This is a genomic window from Streptococcus sp. 20925_1_77 (assembly GCF_041432125.1).
In the GTDB taxonomy this organism is placed as follows: domain Bacteria; phylum Bacillota; class Bacilli; order Lactobacillales; family Streptococcaceae; genus Streptococcus.
In genome coordinates this window covers 67,027-85,343 of record NZ_JAPVZB010000003.1, presented here as the reverse complement: position 1 = coordinate 85,343, position 18,317 = coordinate 67,027, and the positions used below count along the sequence as shown (strand labels likewise).

General features: G+C 40.6%; 16 protein-coding genes. 11 read left to right on the top strand and 5 right to left on the bottom strand.

Annotation, left to right across the window (positions count from 1 at the left end; translation table 11 throughout):
* The first annotated feature begins 97 nt into the window (after nucleotides 1-97).
* Nucleotides 98-427: a winged helix-turn-helix transcriptional regulator gene (locus O3626_RS02975; RefSeq protein WP_371495200.1), complete on the top strand. Its 330-nt coding sequence runs from the start codon at nucleotides 98-100 to the stop codon at nucleotides 425-427.
* 215 nt (nucleotides 428-642) lie between these two features.
* Here the strand turns inward: O3626_RS02975 and O3626_RS02970 are convergent, their stop codons facing one another.
* Complete coding sequence (locus tag O3626_RS02970) at nucleotides 643-975, bottom strand: hypothetical protein (protein ID WP_013903885.1); 333 nt, start codon at nucleotides 973-975, stop codon at nucleotides 643-645.
* Nucleotides 976-1,065: 90 nt separating this feature from the next.
* Between O3626_RS02970 and O3626_RS02965 the strand changes: the two genes are divergently transcribed.
* The 3 genes from O3626_RS02965 to O3626_RS02955 all read left to right on the top strand — a co-directional run bounded on the left by O3626_RS02965 (nucleotide 1,066) and on the right by O3626_RS02955 (nucleotide 3,330).
* Nucleotides 1,066-1,278, top strand: a complete 213-nt coding sequence (locus tag O3626_RS02965; protein ID WP_003002541.1) for a YdbC family protein — start codon at nucleotides 1,066-1,068, stop codon at nucleotides 1,276-1,278.
* Between the two features lie 165 nt (nucleotides 1,279-1,443).
* A complete protein-coding gene (locus O3626_RS02960; RefSeq protein WP_371495198.1) occupies nucleotides 1,444-2,586 on the top strand; it encodes a 5-methyltetrahydropteroyltriglutamate--homocysteine S-methyltransferase in 1,143 nt (380 codons plus the stop codon).
* 12 nt (nucleotides 2,587-2,598) lie between these two features.
* Nucleotides 2,599-3,330 (top strand): cyclase family protein, encoded by a 732-nt coding sequence (locus O3626_RS02955; RefSeq protein ID WP_013903883.1) that lies wholly within the window; start codon nucleotides 2,599-2,601, stop codon nucleotides 3,328-3,330.
* 193 nt (nucleotides 3,331-3,523) lie between these two features.
* Here the strand turns inward: O3626_RS02955 and gorA are convergent, their stop codons facing one another.
* A complete protein-coding gene (gene gorA / locus O3626_RS02950; RefSeq protein WP_371495196.1) occupies nucleotides 3,524-4,873 on the bottom strand; it encodes a glutathione-disulfide reductase in 1,350 nt (449 codons plus the stop codon).
* A gap of 178 nt (nucleotides 4,874-5,051) precedes the next feature.
* Between gorA and O3626_RS02945 the strand changes: the two genes are divergently transcribed.
* The 4 genes from O3626_RS02945 (at nucleotide 5,052) to lysS (ending at nucleotide 9,987) form a co-directional block, all read left to right on the top strand.
* On the top strand, nucleotides 5,052-6,209 hold the full coding sequence (locus O3626_RS02945) for an efflux RND transporter periplasmic adaptor subunit (protein WP_070665417.1): 1,158 nt from the start codon (nucleotides 5,052-5,054) through the stop codon (nucleotides 6,207-6,209).
* Nucleotides 6,193-6,888: an ABC transporter ATP-binding protein gene (locus O3626_RS02940; protein ID WP_150906373.1), complete on the top strand. Its 696-nt coding sequence runs from the start codon at nucleotides 6,193-6,195 to the stop codon at nucleotides 6,886-6,888. The genes O3626_RS02945 and O3626_RS02940 overlap by 17 nt, the downstream gene beginning before the upstream one ends.
* Nucleotides 6,888-8,225, top strand: coding sequence for an ABC transporter permease (locus O3626_RS02935; protein ID WP_371495194.1), 1,338 nt, complete (start codon nucleotides 6,888-6,890; stop codon nucleotides 8,223-8,225). The genes O3626_RS02940 and O3626_RS02935 overlap by 1 nt, the downstream gene beginning before the upstream one ends.
* A gap of 271 nt (nucleotides 8,226-8,496) precedes the next feature.
* Entirely contained in the window at nucleotides 8,497-9,987 is a 1,491-nt protein-coding gene (gene lysS / locus O3626_RS02930; RefSeq protein ID WP_045759677.1) for a lysine--tRNA ligase, read from the top strand.
* A gap of 317 nt (nucleotides 9,988-10,304) precedes the next feature.
* Here the strand turns inward: lysS and O3626_RS02925 are convergent, their stop codons facing one another.
* The 3 genes from O3626_RS02925 to O3626_RS02915 form a co-directional block, all read right to left on the bottom strand.
* Entirely contained in the window at nucleotides 10,305-10,928 is a 624-nt protein-coding gene (locus O3626_RS02925; RefSeq protein ID WP_223141712.1) for a histidine phosphatase family protein, read from the bottom strand.
* Nucleotides 10,929-10,950: 22 nt separating this feature from the next.
* Nucleotides 10,951-11,424, bottom strand: coding sequence for an aminoacyl-tRNA deacylase (locus O3626_RS02920; RefSeq protein ID WP_023918663.1), 474 nt, complete (start codon nucleotides 11,422-11,424; stop codon nucleotides 10,951-10,953).
* 149 nt (nucleotides 11,425-11,573) lie between these two features.
* Nucleotides 11,574-12,449, bottom strand: a complete 876-nt coding sequence (locus O3626_RS02915; RefSeq protein WP_371495191.1) for a GH25 family lysozyme — start codon at nucleotides 12,447-12,449, stop codon at nucleotides 11,574-11,576.
* 248 nt (nucleotides 12,450-12,697) lie between these two features.
* Between O3626_RS02915 and ftsW the strand changes: the two genes are divergently transcribed.
* The 3 genes from ftsW to tuf all read left to right on the top strand — a co-directional run bounded on the left by ftsW (nucleotide 12,698) and on the right by tuf (nucleotide 18,277).
* Nucleotides 12,698-13,939, top strand: a complete 1,242-nt coding sequence (gene ftsW, locus O3626_RS02910; RefSeq protein ID WP_195487672.1) for a cell division peptidoglycan polymerase FtsW — start codon at nucleotides 12,698-12,700, stop codon at nucleotides 13,937-13,939.
* A 38-nt stretch (nucleotides 13,940-13,977) separates the two neighbouring features.
* Nucleotides 13,978-16,803: a phosphoenolpyruvate carboxylase gene (ppc, locus tag O3626_RS02905; protein WP_371495189.1), complete on the top strand. Its 2,826-nt coding sequence runs from the start codon at nucleotides 13,978-13,980 to the stop codon at nucleotides 16,801-16,803.
* Nucleotides 16,804-17,080: 277 nt separating this feature from the next.
* Nucleotides 17,081-18,277: an elongation factor Tu gene (tuf, locus tag O3626_RS02900; RefSeq protein ID WP_003002543.1), complete on the top strand. Its 1,197-nt coding sequence runs from the start codon at nucleotides 17,081-17,083 to the stop codon at nucleotides 18,275-18,277.
* The last annotated feature ends 40 nt before the right edge of the window (nucleotides 18,278-18,317 follow it).

The following is an 18,317-nucleotide window of genomic DNA, read 5'->3' as shown; positions in this document are numbered from 1 at the left end:
TTTCCCCTTTCAAATGATATAATTAGCTTATCATGTAATTATTTCTGAAACAAGAAGGGAAAAAAAGTATAGTAACTATCAAAAAAGGAGGAAACGAATGGAGACTTGCAAGAAGCAATCTTTGAAAAAATCAATTTGTCCAGCAAGAAGGGTCTTGAATTTACTAAAAGGTAAATTTACTCTTGAGATCTTATCTGAAATTATTGATGGTAATATACATTATAGTAGTCTTTTGCGTAGTGTAGAAGGTATTAATCCTAGAATATTAGCTCAACGGTTACATGATTTCGAGCAAGAAGGTATTTTATCAAGAAAAGTTTTACCGACATCGCCTCCACAGGTTGAATATAAAATGACAAAAAAAGGTATTGCTCTAAGAAGTATCGTTGAAGAAATGAAAAAATGGGATCAAACTTATGGTGATTAGAGATTAGATTGAATTTACGTAATTTATTACTAATATTTTTCTATAAATAGATAATGTAATTACGAAAGATTTGGTAACCTTTTTAATCAAGGCAACGTCAATACTAGTAGTATGTACTGGAATTTTTTTGATGCTCTAATAAATATAGAAATGAGATTGAAAGTAATAAAAACAAACGCCAAAAATGACGTTTGTCTTCAATATAAAAGAGAGGGTTAAACCTCTCCTTTTTGTTGGGCGATGCGAATATTATTGGGGACCAAACTGATTTTCTGGATCTCAGAAATCCGAATAATCGTGGACATACTCTTTTTAAAATTTTTTACGATCAGTTGTCGGCGTTCTTGGTCATACTTGACAATATCGCCTGTAAAACTCTTGTTTGAAAAAATAACATGAACCCCTTGTTTTTTTCGCAATGCTTGTTGAATGATTTCAATAATTCTCTCATCTTCTAATGGGGCAGGGGTACTGACTTTTCCATTGAAAAATTCATTTGCTCGGTCTTTAACGATCTCGAGAAATTTTTTCATAGCTAAATTCTCCATAACTTGATACAATATATTATAGATAATTTCAACGATTTTGTAAATGATTTACGAATAATAGAGATGAGAAGGCAAGAAAGGAGTCGTAAAATGGCAGAATTTTCATTCCAAATCGAAGAACATCTACTGGTCTTGTCAGAAAATGACAAGGGTTGGACCAAGGAATTGAACCGTGTAAGTTTTAACGGTGCTCCAGCTAAGTATGATATCCGGACCTGGAGTCCCGACCATACAAAGATGGGGAAAGGCATTACACTCACGAACGAAGAGTTTCAAGTTATGCTCGATGCATTTAAAAATTAAAATACAAAAGAGGTCCTTCAAGGACTTCTTTTTTTGTTATAGTCTAAGACTATATAGATGTCAAAGATATTAGATTATCCCAAACCCTTGTTTATCAGGTGTTGGACTGCTATAATGGTTGCATTGGTGAATTAATGTAAAATTTATAGGAAAGAGGAATTCATATTGACACATACACATGCACCTTATCGCATAGACCATGTTGGTTCATTCCTTCGTCCAGCAGCTTTGGTTCAAGCTCGTGAAGATTTCGCAGCTGGAAAAATCAGTAAGGCTGAATTAACAAAAGTAGAAGATCAGGCGATTCGTGACCTCGTTGAAAAAGAAATTGCTGCGGGTCTGAAGTCAGTAACAGATGGAGAATTCCGCCGTGCTTATTGGCATTTGGATTTCTTCTGGGGCTTTGGTGGCATTGATCACGTCCAAGCTGCTCAAGGCTATCAATTCCATGATGAAACAACCAAGGCGGACTCAGCACTTGTCGTTGGAAAAATCACAGGAGCCAATCATCCATTTGTAGAGCATTACAAGTTCTTGCGTGATCTTGTAGCAGATGTAGATGGTGTAGAACCTAAATATACTATTCCAGCGCCTGCGCAATTCTATTTTGAATTGATCCGTGATGCAGAACATGTAGAGCAATTGAATAACATCTATCCTGATTTTGCGGCTGTTCGTGAAGACATCAAGCAAGCCTATCTTCAAGTGATTCAAGATTTGTATGATGCAGGACTTCGGACTCTTCAAGTGGATGACTGTACGTGGGGTGTCTTGGTAGACGATCATTTCTTGACGGCTTGGGGAGCAGCTCAAGGCAAGTCAAAAGATGAGGTTCGCCGAGAACTCGCTGATCTCTTCTTGACCTTTAACAACGATGTCTACCAACATGTTCCAGCTGGTTTGACCGTCAATACGCACGTTTGTCGTGGGAACTTCCATTCCACTTGGGCTTCATCAGGTGGCTATGCTCCGATTGCCAAAGAACTCCTTGGAGAAGAAGCGGTCAATGCTTACTTCCTTGAGTTTGATACCGATCGTGCCGGTGGTTTTGAACCACTTGCAGAAGTAACCCCTGGTAAAGGAGTGGTGTTAGGCCTCTTGACATCTAAGAGTGGTCAATTGGAAAACAAGGACGAAGTGATTGCTCGTATTAAAGAAGCGAGTCAGTATGTACCGTTGGAAAATCTTTACCTGTCTACTCAGTGTGGATTTGCTTCAACAGAAGAAGGAAACATTTTGACAGAAGAAGACCAATGGAAAAAAATCGGTTTGATTAAAGAAATTGTCGCTGAAGTTTGGGGCGAATAAGGAGGAAGAAACATGTCAGATTTACTAAGTATTTATAAAGAATTGCAAGCTAAAAAATGGGTGGACTTGAGTCACCAGATCAATGCGGAAAGTCCACACTTCCCAGCCCTTCCTGCTTTGCAACAAGAAGATCTTTTCACATTAAAAGATGGCTTCCATGTTCAAAAATTTACAGTGGTTGGTCAATACGGAACGCATATTGATGCACCGATTCACTTTGTAGAAGGGGGTCGTTGGTTGGATGAGATTGACCTCAAAGATCTTCTCTTGCCACTTTATGTTATCGACAAGTCTAAAGAAGTTGCAGCCAATCCAAACTTTATCTTGAGCAAACAAGATATCTTAGACTTTGAGGCAGAGCATGGACAAATTGTTGAGGGTGCTTTTGTTGCCTTCCGTAGTGATTGGTCAAAACGTTGGCCAGATCAAGATGCTATGCGTAACCTAGACGAAAATGGGGTTCAACAAAGTCCAGGATGGAGCCGTGAAGCCTTGGAATTCTTGATTCATGAACGCCATGTCAAGGCTGTGGGCCATGAAACCTTTGACACCGATGCAGGTATTCCAGCAGCAGAGCATGGCTTGGTCAATGAATACTACCTTTTGGAACAAAATATCTACCAAGTAGAAGTCTTGAACCAATTGGACCAAGTTCCAGCTGTAGGTGCTTTGATTTCGATTGCTTTCCCTCACTGGGACAAGGCAACTGGTTCACCTGTCCGTGCCATTGCCATCTTACCATAAACAAAGAAAAAGAGGCTGGGACAAAAGTCCTAGCCTCTCAATTGTTTTTGGATTGTAGAGCAAGACGCAGTGGTTGAGTGGGCTCTACTACGCTGATTTCATCAGCTTTTACAGCCCTACTCAACTGTGCGGAGGTGGGACGACGAAATCGAATTCTAACGAATTACCGATTTCTGTCCCACTCTCTTATTTTTTATCTCATGGTCACAAATTCTTCGGATCCGGTTGGGTGAATGGCGACAGTTGCATCGAAATCGGCTTTTGTCGCTCCCATCTTGATAGCAACTGCAAATCCTTGGATCATTTCATCGACTCCGTAGCCAAGACCATGAAGGCCAACGACCCTTTCTTCGGGACCAGCAGTGATGAGTTTGAATTTTGCTTGCTGACGATGTTGGGTGACAGCAGTGTACATGGAAGCAAATTGAGAAGTATAGACTTTGATATTCTCTTTTCCATAAGTTTGCTGGGCTTCTTCCTCCGTTAGGCCAACGGTTCCGATAGCGGGGTGAGAAAAGACAACAGTCGGGATGTTTGTATAATCCATTTTGGCATTGACTTTTCCATTGAATAGTCGTTCAGAAAGAGTGCGTCCAGCTTTAATAGCAACAGGGGTTAATTCTTTTTCTCCTGTGACATCCCCAAGAGCATAGATTCCTGGAATAACTGTATTCTGGTATTCATCCACTGCAATGAATCCTTTTTCATTTAAGGTGACGCCTGCAGCTTCTAGATTGAGATCCTGAACGTTTGGTTTTCGTCCCGTTGCCCAGATAACATGATCTGCCACGTGGCTGGTCATATCCTCAAAATAAATCTTCACCCGACCATCTTCTAATTTTTCAAGCTTCATGGGAACCTTATGTTTGTGAAGCGGAAGGTTTTGTTTTTTCATTTCTTCCATTAAGCCGTCGACAATGTAGGAATCAAAACTACGTAAAACCCGATCTTTTCGGATGAAGAGGTCTGTTTGGACTCCTAAATGGTGGAGCACACCAGCTAGTTCCACCGCGATGTAGCCAGCCCCAATAATGGCAACGGAACTTGGCAATTCTTCCCAAGCAAAGACATCATCGGATGTTTCGCCAAATTCTGCTCCAGGAACAGAAGGAATATGAGGATAGGCTCCTGTCGCAATTACAATATGCTTGGCTTTGATGGTCTCTCCATTTACCTCAACCGTATGAGCATCCACAAAACGAGCACGACCTTCAATCAGTTCGACTCCATTGCGTTTGAAACTACCATCATAAGAATTCCGAGAACGATCAATATAGGCTTCACGATTTTTTCTTAAGGTTGCAAAATCAAATTTGGTCTGTTCAGAAGTAAAACCATAGTCTGGCCCGTAATCGCGAATGGCTTCTGCAATTTGTGCACCATACCACATAATCTTTTTAGGCACACATCCTCTGTTGACACAGGTGCCCCCCAATTGTTTTTCTTCGATGACAGCAGCGCGTGCTCCGTGCTCCCCAGCCCGGTTCATCGTAGCGATTCCTCCACTACCTCCACCGATTGAAATAATATCAAATTCTTTCATGTTTTCCTCCTAAATGGGATTTCAGTTTGATTGTAATATCAACTGTTACAAAAGTCAAGGGTTTAGCATTTCCCAAGCATTTAAATTTCATTTTGCTGTGTCAATTTTAGATAGAAAAGTAAGGAAATATGGTATACTATGGTATAGAAAAAAACGCTTTCTTTGATGGAGAAAAACGATGAAGAAATTGAAAAAATGGCAACTATTTACAGCCGCAGGTGCGGCAATTGCGGTGATTGGAACAGGAAGTGTGATGGTGTTTTCACATCCAAGTACTCCTGATCAAGCAGTCACTAAAGAAACTCTAATGGTGCAAACGGTCAAGGATGGCTCGATCGCTTCTTCGGTCTTGTTAACTGGGAAGGTCACTGCCAATCAGGAGCAGTATGTCTATTTTGATGGAACCAAAGGTGATTTGCAGTCGATTTTGGTCAATGTAGGAGATCAAGTGACGGCCGGTCAGCCAATCGTTCAATATAGCAGTACGGAGGCCCAAACAGCTTACGATGCAGCCGTTCGTGCTGTCAATAAGGCAGATCGTCAGTTAAATGATTTACTGACAAATGGTGTGAGCATTGATACGACAGGAGATGAAGAAGCAGATGCCAAGTCAGCTTCACAGACCCAACGCACTGTTGATTCTCAAGCTAGCGATTTACGAGATGCCAAGTCTGATGCGGTTGATAATATGAACAAGGCTAAGGCACTTCTGGATGCGACAACAGTCAAGAGTAATACAGATGGCACTGTGGTCGAAGTCAATAAAGATGTTTCAAAATCGACTACAGGGACCAACCAAACTCTGGTTCACATTGTGAGCAACGGAAATTTACAAGTCAAAGGGGAATTATCTGAATACAATTTGGCCAATATCTCTGAAGGTCAGGAAGTGGTTCTCACTTCCAAAGTTTATCCGGATAAAACCTGGACAGGAAAGATTTCTTATGTAGCGAATTATCCGACTGACGCGGGTCAAGCAGGGGCCAATGCAGCAGGTGGAACACAAGGAAGTGGGGGAGCCAAGTACCCATTCACAGTAGATATTACTAGTGACATTGGGGAACTCAAACAAGGCTTTTCTGTCAATATTGAAGTCAAAAGTTCTACTCAACATCCCCTTGTTCCCGTGACCAGTGTCATGGCTGATGGAGATACGAGTTATGTATGGACGGTCGAAAATGGTAAGGCTAAGAAAGTAAAAGTGACGCTTGGTAACGCCGATGCAGAAAACCAGGAAATCTTGTCAGGCTTGAAGAAAGATGCCCAAGTTATTGTGAATCCTAATGAGAAACTGGAAGATGGAAAAGAGATCGGAAAATATGACAAAATTGATTGAACTAAAAGGAATCAATAAAACCTATAAAAATGGAGACCAAGAACTTCGTGTCTTAAAAGACATCGATTTAGAAGTCGAAGAGGGCGAGTTTGTGGCTATTATGGGCCCATCTGGCTCAGGAAAATCAACCTTGATGAACGTCATTGGCTTGTTGGACAGGCCGACCAGTGGAGAATATTTCCTAGAAGGCCAGGAAGTCGGAAATCTCAGTGAGAAAAAATTAGCGCGTGTTCGAAATGAACAGATTGGTTTTGTCTTTCAACAATTCTTTCTTCTCTCCAAGCTCAATGCTTTTCAAAATGTAGAACTCCCTCTCATTTATGCAGGGGTTCATCCTACTAAAAGAAAGGAATTAGCTGAGCAATATCTTGAAAAGGTAGAGCTTCATTCTCGCATGCACCATTTGCCTTCGGAACTCTCTGGAGGTCAAAAACAGCGGGTTGCTATAGCTCGAGCTCTCGTCAATCAGCCAGCCATCGTCTTAGCAGATGAGCCGACTGGTGCCCTAGATACCAAGACGGGAGAGCAAATAATGGACTTGTTAACCAAGCTGAATCAAGAAGGAAAGACCATTATCATGGTTACACACGAACCAGAAATTGCAGCTTTTGCTCATCGTCGCATTGTCATTCGTGATGGAGTGATCTCCTCAGATAGCAAGCTGGAAAGGGGGACCTAATGCAAAATTGGAAATTTGCAATCAGCTCGATTATGAGCCATAAATTACGGTCTTTCTTGACCATGGTGGGGATCATTATAGGAGTTGCCTCTGTTGTTGTCATCATGGCTCTTGGAGATGGCATGAAAGCTGGTGTTACCAAGACCTTCACTAAGGACCAAGAATATGTACAAATCTCCTATTCTCCCAATAAGAGTGGTTATGTGACGGGGATCAATATAGGTCCCTCTGAGGATACAGGAGAAGGCGGAGGCGAAAGTGGCCCTGCAGCTGAGGATCGAGGGATGGCTGCTCCATCGGATATCGAGGGAGAAAATGCTGAAGATATTGATGGTCAAGTCAAAGAAGCACCACCAGTTGTGCAAGAATCTTGGGTCAAGGAATTAACCAAGATTCAAGGAATCGATGGCTATTATGTAGGCAATACCTCCAATGCAACCATTGCTTTTCAAAAGAAGAAAGCAGACGGGGTGAATATCCAAGGGGTAAATGAGACCTATTTTTCTGTCAAGAAGGTGGAACTCCTATCTGGCCGAAAATTAACGCCTGCAGACTATAGTAATTTCTCACGGGTAGTGCTTCTTGATGAAGGCTTGGCTCAACAATTATTTGGAACGGAAAATCCACTGAATCAGGTGGTCTCTGTTGGGGACAACAATTATCGCGTCGTTGGAATTTTCAAGGATCCAAATGCAGGGACTGCCCTCTATGGAGCTTCTTCAGGTGGAAGTGCCTTGATGGCCAATACTCAGCTGGCTTCTGAATTCGGAACGGATGAAATTCAAAATATTGTCGTCCATGTACCGGATGTGAAACAAATCAAATCCGTTGGGATCGAAGCTGCTCAAAAGCTAACAGAACTTTCAGGTGTTCGCCAAGGGGAATTCCAAATCTTTAATTTGGATAGCATCCTAGAGGAAACCAACAAAGTGGTCGGAATTATGACGACAGTGATCGGTGCTATTGCAGGGATTTCCCTCTTAGTTGGTGGGATAGGAGTCATGAATATCATGCTTGTCTCTGTTACCGAACGGACGAGAGAAATCGGTCTTCGCAAGGCTTTGGGAGCAACCCGAGGTAAGATTCTGGTTCAATTTTTGATAGAATCTATGGTCTTGACCATCATTGGAGGGTTGATTGGTCTTGGACTTGCTTATGGTGTGAATAGCTTAATTACTTCCCTTGCTGCAGCCTCCTTAGAAGGACCACCGATTATTTCCTTAAATGTCGCAATCGGTAGCATTATTTTCTCTGCTTTTGTAGGCATTCTCTTTGGGATTTTACCAGCAAATAAGGCTTCTAAGTTAAATCCGATCGAGGCCTTGCGTTATGAATAAAAAAATGGGAGCGAGTCAGGATGAGTTGTTCAAGATTCTCCACGCTCCTTTTTTATGTTTTTGTTAAATGGTATATCGAAACCTTTTTAATTATCTTGCCTTAGATAGTTCATGCTGTTTGGGGAGTCAACGACGGTGTTCTGATATTTTTGAGTATTCATTCAAGAAGCTGCATTTTTTCTTCCATCTTATTTTTGTTTAATTGGTAAATATTAGTGAATTTCTAGTCTAAATATGATAGAATAGGGGAGAATAACTTAGGAGGTTCCAAATGACTACTGAACATATGGAAGAATTGAATGACCAGCAGATTGTCCGTCGTGAGAAAATGGCGGCCCTTCGTGAACAAGGAATCGATCCATTTGGAAAACGATTCGAACGTACTGCAAATTCAGGTCAATTAAAAGAAAAATATTCAGAATTAGATAAAGAACAACTCCACGACTTGAACGAAACAGCTATTATTGCGGGTCGTCTCGTAACCAAACGTGGAAAAGGAAAGGTTGGCTTTGCCCATCTTCAAGACCGTGAAGGTCAAATCCAAATTTACGTTCGTAAGGATGCTGTTGGAGAAGAAAACTACGAGATCTTCAAAAAAGCAGACCTTGGAGATTTCCTTGGGGTAGAAGGAGAAGTGATGCGGACCGACATGGGTGAGCTTTCAATCAAAGCTACTCACATTACGCATTTATCAAAAGCCCTTCGTCCCTTGCCTGAAAAATTCCACGGACTTTCAGATGTGGAAACCATCTATCGCAAACGTTATTTGGATTTGATTTCAAACCGTGAAAGCTTCGAACGTTTCGTAACTCGTTCAAAAATTATTTCTGAAATCCGTCGTTATTTAGATGGTCAAGGATTCCTTGAAGTGGAAACACCTGTGCTTCACAATGAAGCTGGGGGTGCTGCTGCCAAACCATTTATCACTCACCACAATGCGCAAAATATTGACATGGTGCTTCGTATCGCGACTGAGCTCCACTTGAAACGTTTGATTGTTGGTGGGATGGAACGCGTTTACGAAATCGGACGGATCTTCCGTAACGAAGGAATGGATGCCACTCACAACCCTGAATTTACTTCGATCGAAGTCTACCAAGCTTACGCTGACTTCCACGATATCATGGATTTAACAGAAGGTATCATTCAACATGCTGCTAAAGCGGTCCATGGAGATGGTCCAATTGACTATCAAGGAACAGAAATCAAAATCAACGAACCATTCAAACGAGTTCACATGGTTGATGCGATCAAAGAAATCACAGGTATTGACTTCTGGCAAGACATGACCTTTGAAGAAGCTGTAGCACTTGCAAACGAAAAACATGTACCAGTAGAAAAACACTACACAGAAGTGGGACAAATTATCAATGCTTTCTTCGAAGAATTTGTTGAAGAAACCTTGACGCAACCAACTTTTGTTTATGGTCACCCAGTAGCAGTGTCACCTTTGGCTAAGAAAAATCCAGAAGACCCACGCTTCACTGACCGTTTCGAACTCTTCATCATGACCAAAGAGTATGCCAATGCCTTCACGGAATTGAATGATCCGATCGATCAATTGCAACGGTTTGAAGCGCAAGCGCGTGCGAAAGAATTGGGAGATGACGAAGCTACAGGCATCGACTATGACTACGTTGAAGCTCTCGAATATGGTATGCCACCAACAGGTGGACTTGGAATTGGTATTGACCGCCTCGTTATGTTGTTGACAAATGTAACAACGATTCGCGACGTTCTTCTCTTCCCAACCATGAAATAAGCTAAAAGAAAACACTGATCTTGCGATCAGTGTATCAGATTGAAGAAAAGTCTTCTAAAAAACTTTCCTTAGGTGAGTACGGACGTCAGCGAACTTCTACGAAGTTCCATGACTAATTATTGAGCCTAAGGTCTCAATAATTCCGAGTGCCTGAAACAATTGTGTTTCAGGCACTTTTCTCACAGCGGAAAGTTTTGTATAAACTTAACTAACTAAAGAAAATAGAATCATATTTTTGAAGATTCAACTAGCTATTTTAGGTGATAAACAGTTTGCCTGCATTCTAAAAAACACTGATCTTGCGATCAGTGTTTTTTTTAGTCCTCTATATAAGAGGTATCATTCCATTTTTCTAAGTGATAGTGCTCAAAATCATCTGTTGTCAAAACCGTCACGCTGGCATTATCTAGTCCACCATTTTTGCGGAGTTCTCCGATTTCATAACCGAGCAAGGTTCGAATAGAAGCTGTCAAATTAGCTCCGTGTCCAACAATGAGAACGGTATCAAGCTCTTTTTCTTTCAGACTTTTTACAAAATCACAGGTACGTTTGGTTGTTTCATAAACAGATTCTGCATCAAAGATTTCATTTTGAAAACGGGCGAGGTTATGTCGAAACGCATCCATTTGTTGGGGATAGATAGCCGAAATGGTAGAAATTTTAGCTCCTTCTAATTTTCCCAAATTCCACTCACGAAGAGCAGGCGTTGGTTGCAATTTTAGAGGTGTCTCCAATTGATCGAGAATGATCTGTGCAGTATGGACTGTCCGTGGCAGATCACTTGCAAAAGCTGCATCAAAAGGGACAGTAGCTAGATGCTTTCCTAATTTTTCAAGCTGATGAATGGAGGCTGGTAATAGCGGAGAATCGCCATTTGATCCTTGAAAACGTCCTTCTTCATTCCATTCTGTCCGTCCGTGTCGAATAAAATATAGTTTCACAATCTTATCTCCTTCTCTGTCTTTATTCCAAAATATCTGCAAAAGTCGCCTTTACGAAGTCTGCTAGAAGTTGTGGTTTGATTTGAATACTATGGCCAATTTCTCCAGCAGATACGATCATGGTTTCTAACTGAAGGGCTGATTCATCGATAAAAATAGGAAAAGAATGCTTTTGGCGAATGCCCACCGGATTATTGGCCCCATGAATATAACCCGTTGTTTTTTCAAGATCTTTTTGAGGAATCATAGCGATTTTCTTATTCCCTGATAATTTGGCTAACTTTTTCTCTGAAAGATGCTCTGTAATAGGAATGATCCCAATCACGGGCCCCGTTTTATCTCCTTTGAGAGCTAGGGTTTTGAAAATAGTAGAGCGATCAATTCCTTCTGGTAAGATCCCTTCTAAAGCGTTGATTTGTAAGCCTATGTGCTCAATTTTTGCTTTAGTCAAGATCTGCTCGACCAAGGTTTTCTTCACCTTATTTTTTTTTGCCATGGCTTTCTCCTTTTCTCTTTTTCTCTTTTTCTCTACAAAATCAGATTTCATTAGACCATTATAACATATAATAGCTGCGATATTGTCTAAGCCTCTAAACATAGAAAACAGCAGAAAAAGTGAAGATCACTTGATCTGCTGTTTTGAGGCTATGAGGAAGAGCCATCTTTTTGTACCTTGAATAGTTTCCGATAAATCGCTTCTTGGTCTTGCGTCGGAGCAATCTGGTTGAGATCCAAGTAGTGTGAGAATCCATTTAATTGCCCTTGAGAGGTATATTGATGCAAGTCGTATTCCGTATTGGTATCTGGCGCAGCATTATAATAGCCATCATCAAATCCATAAGTAGGAATCCAAAGAGCCGTAAATTTATCAGTGGAGATACTATGTTCTTCCATGAAGTAGGTTCCGATATAGAGTCCAATATTTTTGGCACCCAAAGCTTGTAGTTTTGCTCGGAAAGCTTCAACACCTGCGTTCATATCCTTCATGGTTTTTTCCTCAACATCTAACCAATAGTAGGTCGGCTTGTAAGGAGAAGCAGCCTTGTAAAATTCTTCTGCTTCTTTTTCCATTTCTTTTTTATCCTTAGCAGCGACATAAGCATAGACCGCGACTGGGATATTTCGTTTTTGGAATTCTTGGATATGGGTTTTATAGGATTTATCCAGACCATTTAAGTGGGTCGCCGCATTTTCCTTTTTAGCTTGAGCCCCACTATGGACACGAACGATCACACCTCCCACATTTTGGGAGAGAACATCGTAATCAATTTCACTAGGCAATTGCCAGCCTGAGATATCAATGATTGGACGGCCAACCAGTTCTGGATTGATGTCTTCTTCTTTTTTAGAAGAAGAGCTTGCAGTGGTTGTTTTTTTAGGTGTATTGGAGTTCGGAATCGTTTGGGTTGTTTTTTGTCGCTCTCTGGCTTGCAGATCGGCAATCGTTCGTGAAAGAACGAGAAAAGAAATGAAACCGATAAAAAAGACCAAGAGAACAACGGGTTTTATCCTTTTTCTCATACAAAATCATTTTACCGTAAAACAAACGAAAAGGCAAAACTTAATGCTTAAAAGATCACGATTTCAGCCATTATTTTCAATAAAAAGGAATCTTTTCATCGAAAAAGGATAAAAATATATGAAAATAAGAAGAATGACTAGAGTATTTCTCGAAAATTGGGAAGAAGCCGAATCTTTTCGGGCCTTTCCTTGGTTTTGCTTCTTAAAAATGATATAATGAAGGTTGAACATTAGGAATATGGTGAATTATGAAAATTGAAAAAAGACATCTTTTAAATTATTCCATCCTCATTCCCTATTTGATTTTATCCATCATTGGCTTGATTGTTGTTTATTCGACAACAAGTGCCTTGGCAATTCAAAGTGGAGTGAGTTCGATTCGAATGGTACGGACACAGGGGCTCTTTTTCATCCTAAGTCTCCTAACCATCGCTTTGATTTATAAATTTAGCTTAAACTTCCTTCGAAATAAAAAAGTGCTGGCTTTTGTCATCTTTATTGAAGTGATTTTGTTGATTCTGTCCAGGTTTATCACAGATACGGTCAACGGTGCTCACGGTTGGTTGACGATCCCAGGAGGGTTTAGTATCCAGCCAGCAGAGTACCTCAAGGTTATCTTAGTCTGGTATCTGGCTTTGATTTTTTCTAAGCGACAAGACGAAATCCGTGATTATGATTACCAAGCCTTGACGCACAATGAATGGATTCCAAGAAATTTAAACGATTGGCGTTGGCTGACCTTGATTTTGATTGGAATCGTTGTGATCATGCCGGACTTAGGAAATGCGACGATCTTAGCCTTAACGGTCTTGATCATGATTACGGCTAGTGGAGTGGGCTACCGTTGGTTTACCTCTTTACTTGGTTTAGTTGTTGGAGTATCCACCATTGTCCTTGGTTCCATTTGGATCATCGGTGTGGACCGTGTCGCTAAAATTCCTGTTTTTGGTTATGTAGCTAAACGGTTTAGTGCTTTCTTTAATCCTTTTAATGATTTGTCTGGTGCAGGTCACCAATTAGCCAATTCCTACTATGCCATGAGTAACGGTGGTTGGTTTGGCTTGGGACTTGGAAATTCCATTGAAAAACAAGGTTACTTACCAGAAGCTCACACAGATTTTGTGTTTGCGATTGTGATTGAAGAATTAGGTTTTGTTGGAGCTAGCTTGATTCTTGCCCTCTTATTCTTCTTAATTCTTCGGATCATTTTAGTCGGTATTCGAGCGAAGAACCCTTTTAATTCGATGATGGCCATTGGGATCGGTGGGATGATCTTGGTACAAACCTTCATTAACATCGGAGGAATTTCTGGTTTGATTCCGTCTACTGGAGTGACCTTCCCCTTCTTGTCTCAAGGGGGAAATAGCTTATGGGTCTTATCCGTAGCGATTGCTTTTGTTTTGAATATCGACGCGAGTGAAAAACGGGCCAAGATGGAACAAGAAGGCATGGTTTTTGAAGAAAAAGGTAAAATCAAACCTTATTATTAAAAGGGAATTGTTTAATAGCTATTCAAAAAGGAGAAAAAATGGTCTTACAAAAATTAGAGAACTTCACAAATAAAGATATTATCAAAGAAGAAGCCGAAATTTTAACCAATTTATTAGATGATATTACGAAAAATTTGGTTCGTCCGGAAACCTTTGATAAAATTACTCAGTTGAAGGATCTATCAAAAACAAAGAACTATCGTGAGTTGAATCAACTAGTGGAACAATTGACAAATGAAGAAATGACAGTGATTTCACGTTATTTTGCCATTTTACCACTCTTGATTAACATCTCAGAAGATGTCGATTTGGCCTATGAAATTAATCATTTGAATAATGTGGATGGCGAATATCTCGGAAAACTTTCTTCAACCATTAAAGAAGTTGCGAAGAATGAAGATGCACAAGAAATTCTTGAAAATCTCAATATTGTACCGGTTTTAACAGCCCACCCAACTCAAGTTCAAAGAAAAACCATGCTGGATTTGACTAATCATATTCATGCTCTTCTTCGTCAGCACCGGGATGTTAAAGCGGGATTGATTAATGAAAACAAGTGGTACAACAACCTTCGTTGTAATATTGAAATCATGATGCAAACGGATATGATTCGTGACAAAAAATTGAAGGTTACTAATGAGATCACTAACGTCATGGAATATTACAATAGTTCCTTCTTGCAAGCTGTTCCAAACCTGATGTTGGAATACAAACGCTTGGCAAAAGAGCATGGATTGGAGCTTGAACAACCTCGTCCGATTACAATGGGCATGTGGATTGGGGGAGACCGGGACGGGAATCCGTTTGTAACAGCTGAGACCTTGAAACGTTCAGCAACTATTCAAAGTGAAGTCATTTTGAACTATTACATCGAAAAGATTTCTAAATTATACCGTCATTTCTCCCTTTCAACTAGTCTATCTAAAACAAGTGAAGCGGTAGCTGAAATGGCGGCCCAATCAAGTGATACCTCCGTCTTTCGTGAAAAAGAGCCGTATCGTCGTGCTTTCCATTATATCCAGTCCAAATTGATCCAAACTTTGGTTAACTTAAAAGAATGGACGATGGTGGGAGAAACTAGAGAAGATCGTTATGCTGTCGAGAGATTATTAGGAGCAAACGCTCATCAACAAGGGCCAGTTTCTGATTATATTGGCAATCGTATTTCTGGAGCCTTAAAGGAGATTTCTGCTAAAGAAGCTCCAGCTTATGCCTCTGCTCAAGAATTTAAAGAAGACCTTAAAAAGATCAAAGATTCCTTGTTAGAAAACAAGTCAGAGTATTTAATTTCTGGTGAGTTTGCAGAACTTCTAGAAGCCATCGATGTTTTTGGATTCTATCTCGCCTCTATTGATATGCGCCAGGATTCTAGTGTGCATGAAGCCTGTGTAGCAGAATTATTGAAATCGGCAGGGATTAATGACTATTATTCTGATTTATCAGAGGATGAAAAGTGTCAGGTTCTCTTGAAAGAACTCTTAGAAGACCCACGAATTTTATCAGCTACCCATGCTGAAAAATCTGAACTGCTTGAAAAAGAACTAGCAATTTTCCAAACGGCTCGTGAATTGAAAGATCGTTTAGGAGAAGAAGTCATTCGTCAAAACATCATTTCTCATGCAACAAGTGTATCAGATATGTTGGAATTGGCTGTGATGTTGAAAGAAGTGGGCTTAGTTGATACTGAAAAAGCTCGCGTGCAAATCGTACCTTTGTTTGAAACAATCGAAGATTTGGATCATTCAGAAGAAACTATGAGAAGCTACTTGTCTCTTCCAATTGCCAAACGTTGGATTGCTTCTAAGAACAACTATCAAGAAATTATGTTAGGTTACTCGGATTCTAACAAGGATGGTGGCTACTTGTCTTCTTGTTGGACCCTCTTTAAAGCCCAACAACAATTGACCGCTATCGGAGATGAGTTTGGAGTGAAGATTACCTTCTTCCATGGACGTGGTGGTACCGTTGGACGTGGTGGAGGTCCAACCTATGAAGCCATCACTTCTCAACCGTTGAAATCTATTAATGACCGTATCCGCTTAACGGAGCAAGGGGAAGTGATCGGCAATAAATACGGGAACAAAGATGCCGCCTACTACAACCTTGAGATGCTTGTTTCTGCAACTATTAACCGCATGATTTCAGAACAAAAGAGTCCATTTTCTATGTTTGATCGTTTCGGGGAAGTCATGGATAAAGTCGTGAATCGCAGTTACGATATCTATCGTGATTTGGTCTTTGGAAATGAGCACTTCTATGATTACTTCTTTGAATCAAGTCCGATCAAAGCTATTTCTAGCTTTAATATTGGTTCGCGTCCAGCTGCCCGTAAGACTATTACAGAAATTGGTGGTTTGCGTGCCATTCCTTGGGTATTCTCTTGGTCACAAAGTCGGGTGATGTTCCCTGGTTGGTATGGAGTAGGTTCTAGCTTTAAGGAATTTATCGATGAGGATCCTGAGAATATTGAAACCCTTCGATATATGTATAAGAACTGGCCTTTCTTCCAATCTCTCTTGTCAAATGTGGACATGGTCTTATCCAAAGCCAACATGGATATTGCCTTTGAGTATGCGCAATTGTGTGAGGAAGAAGAAGTCCGCAATATCTATCAGATTATCTTACATGAATGGCAATTGACCAAGGATATCATCCTGATGATTGAGGAGCATGACGAATTGCTCACGGAAAACCCTTATCTGAAAGAAAGTTTGGATTATCGGATGCCGTACTTTAACGTCTTGAACTATATTCAGTTAGAATTGATTCGACGTCAACGGACTGGACAACTATCAGCCGATCAAGACAAGCTAATCCATATCACCATCAATGGAGTGGCTACAGGATTACGAAATTCAGGTTAAAAAAATCGGAACATTGTTCCGATTTTTTCTGCTCTGAAACGAAGTGATAGAAGATGTTTAACGAGTTTAAATTGAAGATTTCAAATGAGGATTTTCAAAGCTTGATCAGGATCTTTCAGCAAGAGGACAAAACAAAAGGAAAGAAGAGGAATAATTAAGAAAATATAGGTAAAAGTCTTGCAATTTTATCTAAAATTCGATAGAATAGTAAGGAAAGTTAGACTGTATTGCCTACTGTCTATCTATAAAATATATTTTATTGGAGGCTTTTACTCAAATGGCAAAAGAAAAATACGATCGTAGTAAACCGCACGTTAACATCGGTACAATCGGACACGTTGACCACGGTAAAACTACCCTAACTGCAGCAATCACAACTGTTTTGGCACGTCGCTTGCCTTCATCAGTTAACCAACCAAAAGACTATGCGTCTATCGATGCTGCTCCAGAAGAACGCGAACGCGGTATCACTATCAACACTGCACACGTTGAGTACGAAACTGCTAAACGTCACTACGCTCACATCGACGCTCCAGGACACGCGGACTATGTTAAAAATATGATCACTGGTGCCGCTCAAATGGACGGAGCTATCCTTGTAGTAGCTTCAACTGATGGACCAATGCCACAAACACGTGAACACATCCTTCTTTCACGTCAGGTTGGTGTTAAACACTTGATCGTCTTCATGAACAAAGTTGACTTGGTTGACGATGAAGAATTGCTTGAATTGGTTGAAATGGAAATCCGTGACCTTCTTTCAGAATACGATTTCCCAGGTGATGACCTTCCAGTTATCCAAGGTTCAGCTCTTAAAGCTCTTGAAGGTGACTCTAAATATGAAGACATCATCATGGAATTGATGGATACTGTTGATGAGTACATCCCAGAACCAGAACGCGATACTGACAAACCATTGCTTCTTCCAGTCGAAGACGTATTCTCAATCACTGGACGTGGTACAGTTGCTTCAGGTCGTATCGACCGTGGTGTTGTTCGTGTCAACGACGAAATCGAAATCGTTGGTATCAAAGAAGAAATCCAAAAAGCAGTTGTTACTGGTGTTGAAATGTTCCGTAAACAACTTGACGAAGGTCTTGCAGGGGATAACGTTGGTGTGCTTCTTCGTGGTATCCAACGTGATGAAATCGAACGTGGACAAGTTATCGCTAAACCAGGTTCAATCAACCCACACACTAAATTCAAAGGTGAAGTTTACATCCTTACTAAAGAAGAAGGTGGACGTCATACTCCATTCTTCAACAACTACCGTCCACAGTTCTACTTCCGTACAACTGACGTAACTGGATCTATCGAACTTCCAGCAGGAACTGAAATGGTAATGCCTGGTGATAACGTGACTATCGACGTTGAGTTGATCCACCCAATCGCCGTTGAACAAGGTACTACATTCTCAATCCGTGAAGGTGGACGTACTGTTGGTTCAGGTATGGTTACTGAAATCGAAGCTTAATTCGATCTAGTTCCCAGATTAACAATTATATAGACAGACA

What these genes read in the sequence shown, in the direction of transcription:
- O3626_RS02955 (WP_013903883.1), top strand. Translation starts at nt 2,599, where the DNA reads ATGTCAGATTTACTAAGTATTTATAAAGAATTGCAAGCTAAAAAATGG.
- O3626_RS02940 (WP_150906373.1), top strand. Translation starts at nt 6,193, where the DNA reads ATGACAAAATTGATTGAACTAAAAGGAATCAATAAAACCTATAAAAAT.
- O3626_RS02975 (WP_371495200.1), top strand. Translation starts at nt 98, where the DNA reads ATGGAGACTTGCAAGAAGCAATCTTTGAAAAAATCAATTTGTCCAGCA.
- O3626_RS02945 (WP_070665417.1), top strand. Translation starts at nt 5,052, where the DNA reads ATGAAGAAATTGAAAAAATGGCAACTATTTACAGCCGCAGGTGCGGCA.
- ppc (WP_371495189.1), top strand. Translation starts at nt 13,978, where the DNA reads ATGGTCTTACAAAAATTAGAGAACTTCACAAATAAAGATATTATCAAA.
- O3626_RS02970 (WP_013903885.1), bottom strand. Translation starts at nt 975, where the DNA reads ATGGAGAATTTAGCTATGAAAAAATTTCTCGAGATCGTTAAAGACCGA.
- tuf (WP_003002543.1), top strand. Translation starts at nt 17,081, where the DNA reads ATGGCAAAAGAAAAATACGATCGTAGTAAACCGCACGTTAACATCGGT.
- O3626_RS02915 (WP_371495191.1), bottom strand. Translation starts at nt 12,449, where the DNA reads ATGAGAAAAAGGATAAAACCCGTTGTTCTCTTGGTCTTTTTTATCGGT.
- ftsW (WP_195487672.1), top strand. Translation starts at nt 12,698, where the DNA reads ATGAAAATTGAAAAAAGACATCTTTTAAATTATTCCATCCTCATTCCC.
- O3626_RS02965 (WP_003002541.1), top strand. Translation starts at nt 1,066, where the DNA reads ATGGCAGAATTTTCATTCCAAATCGAAGAACATCTACTGGTCTTGTCA.
- O3626_RS02935 (WP_371495194.1), top strand. Translation starts at nt 6,888, where the DNA reads ATGCAAAATTGGAAATTTGCAATCAGCTCGATTATGAGCCATAAATTA.
- O3626_RS02920 (WP_023918663.1), bottom strand. Translation starts at nt 11,424, where the DNA reads ATGGCAAAAAAAAATAAGGTGAAGAAAACCTTGGTCGAGCAGATCTTG.
- lysS (WP_045759677.1), top strand. Translation starts at nt 8,497, where the DNA reads ATGACTACTGAACATATGGAAGAATTGAATGACCAGCAGATTGTCCGT.
- gorA (WP_371495196.1), bottom strand. Translation starts at nt 4,873, where the DNA reads ATGAAAGAATTTGATATTATTTCAATCGGTGGAGGTAGTGGAGGAATC.